At 33.3% G+C, this 4,849-nt stretch carries 3 protein-coding genes and 1 pseudogene; 3 read left to right on the top strand and 1 reads right to left on the bottom strand.

Annotation, left to right across the window (positions count from 1 at the left end; all coding sequences use genetic code 11):
* On the bottom strand, window positions 1–2,103 hold a 2,103-nt coding region (locus tag LPB87_RS20510), incomplete at its 3' end, for a PKD-like domain-containing protein (RefSeq protein WP_305070210.1).
* Window positions 2,104–3,269: 1,166 nt separating this feature from the next.
* Here LPB87_RS20510 and LPB87_RS20505 point away from each other — a divergent pair.
* The 3 genes and pseudogenes from LPB87_RS20505 (at window position 3,270) to LPB87_RS20495 (ending at window position 4,455) form a co-directional block, all read left to right on the top strand.
* Window positions 3,270–3,735: pseudogene (locus LPB87_RS20505) on the top strand (DDE-type integrase/transposase/recombinase).
* A 65-nt stretch (window positions 3,736–3,800) separates the two neighbouring features.
* Window positions 3,801–4,190 carry a hypothetical protein gene (locus tag LPB87_RS20500; RefSeq protein WP_230729211.1) on the top strand — a complete coding sequence of 130 codons (390 nt, stop codon included), beginning with the start codon at window positions 3,801–3,803 and terminating at the stop codon, window positions 4,188–4,190.
* 76 nt (window positions 4,191–4,266) lie between these two features.
* On the top strand, window positions 4,267–4,455 hold the full coding sequence (locus LPB87_RS20495; RefSeq protein WP_129538306.1) for an IS6 family transposase: 189 nt from the start codon (window positions 4,267–4,269) through the stop codon (window positions 4,453–4,455).
* The last annotated feature ends 394 nt before the right edge of the window (window positions 4,456–4,849 follow it).

Here is a 4,849-nt window from a genome sequence, read left to right as displayed (position 1 = left end):
AACTGGGGCATTCGCTTGTGCAGTTGTTAATCCAGCAGTATCACTACATTCAAGCGTTACATCAAGCGCAGTTGGAGCCGTTGTCCATGTTGGTGCGGTTGCATCTTGAACATTAATTATCTTAGTGCATGTTGATTCACATCCATTGATGTCTTTGATAACTAAGGTTAGTGTAAATGAAGCGCCACAGTTAGCACCCGTAGTTATTAAAACTGTTTGGGAAGATGTATTACCATTAATAGTAGCATTTCCTGAAATTGACCAAGTGTAATTGCTCATCCCTGCAGGTGCTGAATAACTATTACCTGTTAAAGACGGGCAAATTGGTCCATCTGGACCTGTTATCGAACATATTGGTAATGGATTAACTGTCACAGTCACTGTAAAAGTGCTTCCTGCACAAGTTCCCGAAGTAGGAGTTATGGTATATATTACGTTTATCGGAGCATTGGTTGAATTTGTTAATGTACCACTGATATTTGAGGCATTGTTTCCTGCTGCAGTTCCCGAAATCCCAACTACATTTGGAGCTGCCCAACTATAGGTGGTACCAGACGGAATTGTTCCATTGGTTCCATTTGCTGGTGTTACAGTAAAAGTACCTCCACTACATATACTAGTAGCAGTTATATTGCTCAATGCTGGTTTAGGATTTACCGTTACTGTTACCGTAAAAGTGCTTCCTGCACAAGTTCCCGAAGTAGGGGTTACGGTATATATTACATTTATCGGAGCATTGGTTGAATTTGTTAATGTACCACTGATATTTGAGGCATTGTTTCCTGCTGCAGTTCCCGAAATCCCAACTATATTTGGAGCTGCCCAACTATAGGTGGTACCAGACGGAATTGTTCCATTGGTTCCATTTGTTGGTGTTACAGTAAAAGTACCTCCACTACATATACTAGTAGCAGTTATATTGCTCAATGCTGGTTCAGGATTTACCGTTACTGTTACCGTAAAAGTGCTTCCTGTACAGATCCCCGACGTTGGAGTAACGGTATATATTACGTTTATCGGAGCATTGGTTGAATTTGTTAATGTACCACTGATATTTGAGGCATTGTTTCCTGTTGCAGTTCCTGAAATCCCAACTACATTTGGAGCTGCCCAACTATAGGTGGTACCAGCTGGTACTGTTCCGTTGGTTCCATTTGCTGGTGTTACAGTAAAGGTATCTCCACTACATATACTAGAGGCAGTTATTGCTGTTATCACTGGTGGGGTACAACACGCTACTAAAGTTATATTATTAACTGTTTTGGTATTTGGAATAACTTGATTTGTTGGATCTGAGATTGTTAAACTGGCACTAAACGGGCCAGCTGAAGAATAAGTCACAGTATAAGGGCCTATTGTTGTTAGACTAACTGGAGAAATTGTAGCAGCACCAGGAAATGACCAGCTATAATTAGTGTTTGGCTCAATTCCTGTTGAAGTACTGGTATAAACCACTTTTTGATAAGTACCTCCATCACAACTTTTATTAATAGAAAAATCGGCGAACAAAGGTGTTTTTATAATTATCCCACTTGAAAGGGCACTGCTACATTTAGGAGGATTACAAGTTATCAAAGAAAGACTTTGAGCAGGCGTAATAGCTTGCCCACTTGTTTCCCAACTTAAGTAAATATTTTTTAATTCAAGGGATTGACCTGCAGTATAGTTTGTAATTTGAGCCATTCTGTATTTGGAACCGGCTGTAATTATACTCCCTCTAATTTTAATAGTTAACCTATCTGTTGTAGCACCAACAAAATTAGTGTTATCGAAATTTTTTCGAACTCCCCCAACTAGATAGTCAAATTGAAATAACAAATCATATTTGGAACTATTAGATGCAATCGTGACCCAGATATATAATCCATTTACAGGATTTGAAATATAAGCCAAAGTAGCTACATTCCCAACATTATCACCTAAATAAACATCTCCAAAATTTACATCTTGAGCATTACATTGATTAAATGAACAAGCTGGAGTTGTTGTTAATGAAGCGCTAGTATTATCGAATGTAATATTAGTATTTTGAGAATGACTAACTATTGTAGAAAACAACAATACCAAAAAAGCTAAAAACGGAATAAAAGTAATTTTTTTCATAATCTGTATTATTTAAATAAACCAGTAATTAATTTTTTAATAAAAAATATGGGATTGTTATGTCTTTTGAAGGACAACCTGAATATTTAAAACCTATTGATTCACCTAAGCTAACCCTTGGATTTGTTTGTGAATAACAGTCTATTGTCGAAAATGGTAGAATTAAAAAGTCTGTGGAAGTAGAGTAATTTTTGTTTTCATAGTCTTTTAATTTAAAATTTATGAAATATGTATCTTTTTAACAGAATCAAAGTTATATATTCTATTTTTGTTATTGTTTTTTTTTCTTTCAATAACATAAAAAGTCGTTGAAATGACAATTTTTAGATAAAAGAATAAAAAATAAACACCCAGTTTCTTGAATTGAACTTTTTTATAGAAAATAAATATTAAAAACATACTTATTTTTTATTGAGTATTTATTTGTTTGTCAGGTAGTTAGTGTCTTTGTTCTTGTGGGTGAAATACCGATGAAATACTTTTTTTGCTGATGAAATGCAACTTAATTTGGTAGTTGAGATTAAAAATTAAAGTAGTTTTACCTTTTGTATTGGACATATCGGTTTACATCCGATATCAAGTCGCAAGTAAGGAGTTTCGATTACTTGTGAAAAAAATAAGTAATAAAATTCTGTGTAATTTGGAGTCAGAAGTTAGCAAGCTACTGCTTACTGTAGCTCATGGATTTTAGGTACAATAGGAGCTAAGATTCGAAGCCAAACTTTTTTACCCTTTGGGATACTACATTTTTTAGGTCTTTCAAAAACTAATGAATCACTATTTTGTCACAGAAAGCTAAAAGTGCTAATTTTTTTCTTCATATTATTAATTGCATTTGAACTTTATTTACATCTTGTTTATTTTCGGGGACTGAAATTATTTAGAAGCTTTTCTGTAGACTTTAATCGATAGATAATAATAAACCTGGATATCGAGATGAGTATGTTAAGCAAAATGCTTCTTCGTACTTTTATGGTATTTAAAACGTATGTTAATTGGGATAATAATTCAGGACAAACTTTTACAGATGATTATTTTCGAAAAGGTCTAACTCCAACTTCCTCCTCTGTTTTTACTTTTTAGATTCTTAATTGAATCTGCGGAGAAAAGAGTTCTGTCACATCTGGGAATAACTTTTATCTTTAGAATTCTAAAGCGATCAAAAAATGACTACTAGAGGTCATTGTTATCCCAAATACATAATTCTTTAGGTAGTATATTTCAAATTAAGATTTACACTTAGTTACCGTGATGTTGACGAAATAATGAAAATTAGATGAGTGCTTGTGGATCATGCTGCGATTCAGCGCTGGGTTTATAAGTTTACACCTTTGCTTGAGTCAGAGAGGAAGAAGAGAAAAGGTAGAGTGAGAGGGAGCTGGAGATTACAAAGTATATAACAAACGTTCGTTCTCAAAGATTAGAATCAGACAGTGAAAATATCTCTACAATATTGTAGAACAGGATCATCGTTTTATCAATTGGCGCATACAAAATGCATTAGGTTTTAAAAGTTTTGAATCGCCCAAACGAACCTTGAGTGGAATTGAAGTTGTTCATATGTTTAGAAAGAATCAGATGATTAGTCTAGGGATAACTATGTTTAAATCATTCTGTAAATTGGCAGGCTAACTTTTAAATTACTTAAATTCTTATATTTGTTTCTGACAGATGCGACAGAACCGAACTAATTTATTATGAAAGTTATTTATTATTATAGTTTTTTATTTTATAAAAAAAATCTAAAAGATGATACTCCTTATTCGACTACTATCTGGGCATTAGGATTTGCAGAAGGCTTTTTTGTAAGTGTTATTTTTAATTTATTAGTGATTCATTTTTTTTGCATCAATATGGGGAAATGGTTTATGATTGCAATTGGAGTTATTTGTTTATTACTTAATTATCTATATTTTACAAAAAACGGAAGGTCGAAAAAGATTATAAAACAACAACCAGATTTCTTAGGTAGCCCAAAAATTTCGATTTTAGTAACCACTCTTTTTTATATAATTTTAATATCATCTTTATTTTGGGGACCAGTTTATGCAAAATATCTTTTGGCTGTCAATTGTAGATATCTATAATTTATTAAAGCAATCTTGGCGGTTCTGTCGCATCTCGCAATAACTTTTATCTTTAGAATTCTAAAGCGATCAAAAAATGAATACTAGAGGTTATTGTAATCCAAAACACATAATTCTTCAGGCAGTATATTTCAAATTAAGATTTACACTTAGTTACCGTGATGTTGACGAAATAATGAAAATTAGAGAGGTGCTTGTGGATCATGCTGCGATTCAGCGCTGGTTTTATAAGTTTACGCCTTTGCTTGAATCAGAGATGAAGTAGAGAAAAGGTAGCGCGGGAGGGAGCTGGAGATTAGATGAGACCTATATATAAGAGTAAAATTTATCAGGAGCTTAATCCCACTATACATTTCAATCTTTTATGTCGAACCCCGTCATAAAAGGATTTCCATTTCTATTGGGGCTAGGGTAGTAGGTTTCATATTATATAAGGGTGTCTGGAGAAGTAAGAGTTGGATAGTATATATATAGGAAGGATTATTGTTTCTTATTATATATAAGGAATAGAATTTACTTTGATTGCTGTTTTAAGGTATTGAGATGAGGATTAGTTAAGAAAGCGTATCAAAAAAGAGCTCTTCTTAATGAGAATCACGTAATAATTGCACTAAGAGCTTAGAGGTTTTTATCAAAAACGCATTCTGATTGCGATAATA

It is taken from the genome of Flavobacterium sp. EDS (assembly GCF_020991525.1).
Classification (GTDB): domain Bacteria; phylum Bacteroidota; class Bacteroidia; order Flavobacteriales; family Flavobacteriaceae; genus Flavobacterium.
Note: the sequence above shows the minus strand (reverse complement) of the source record. Positions and strands in the feature narration are given on the sequence as shown.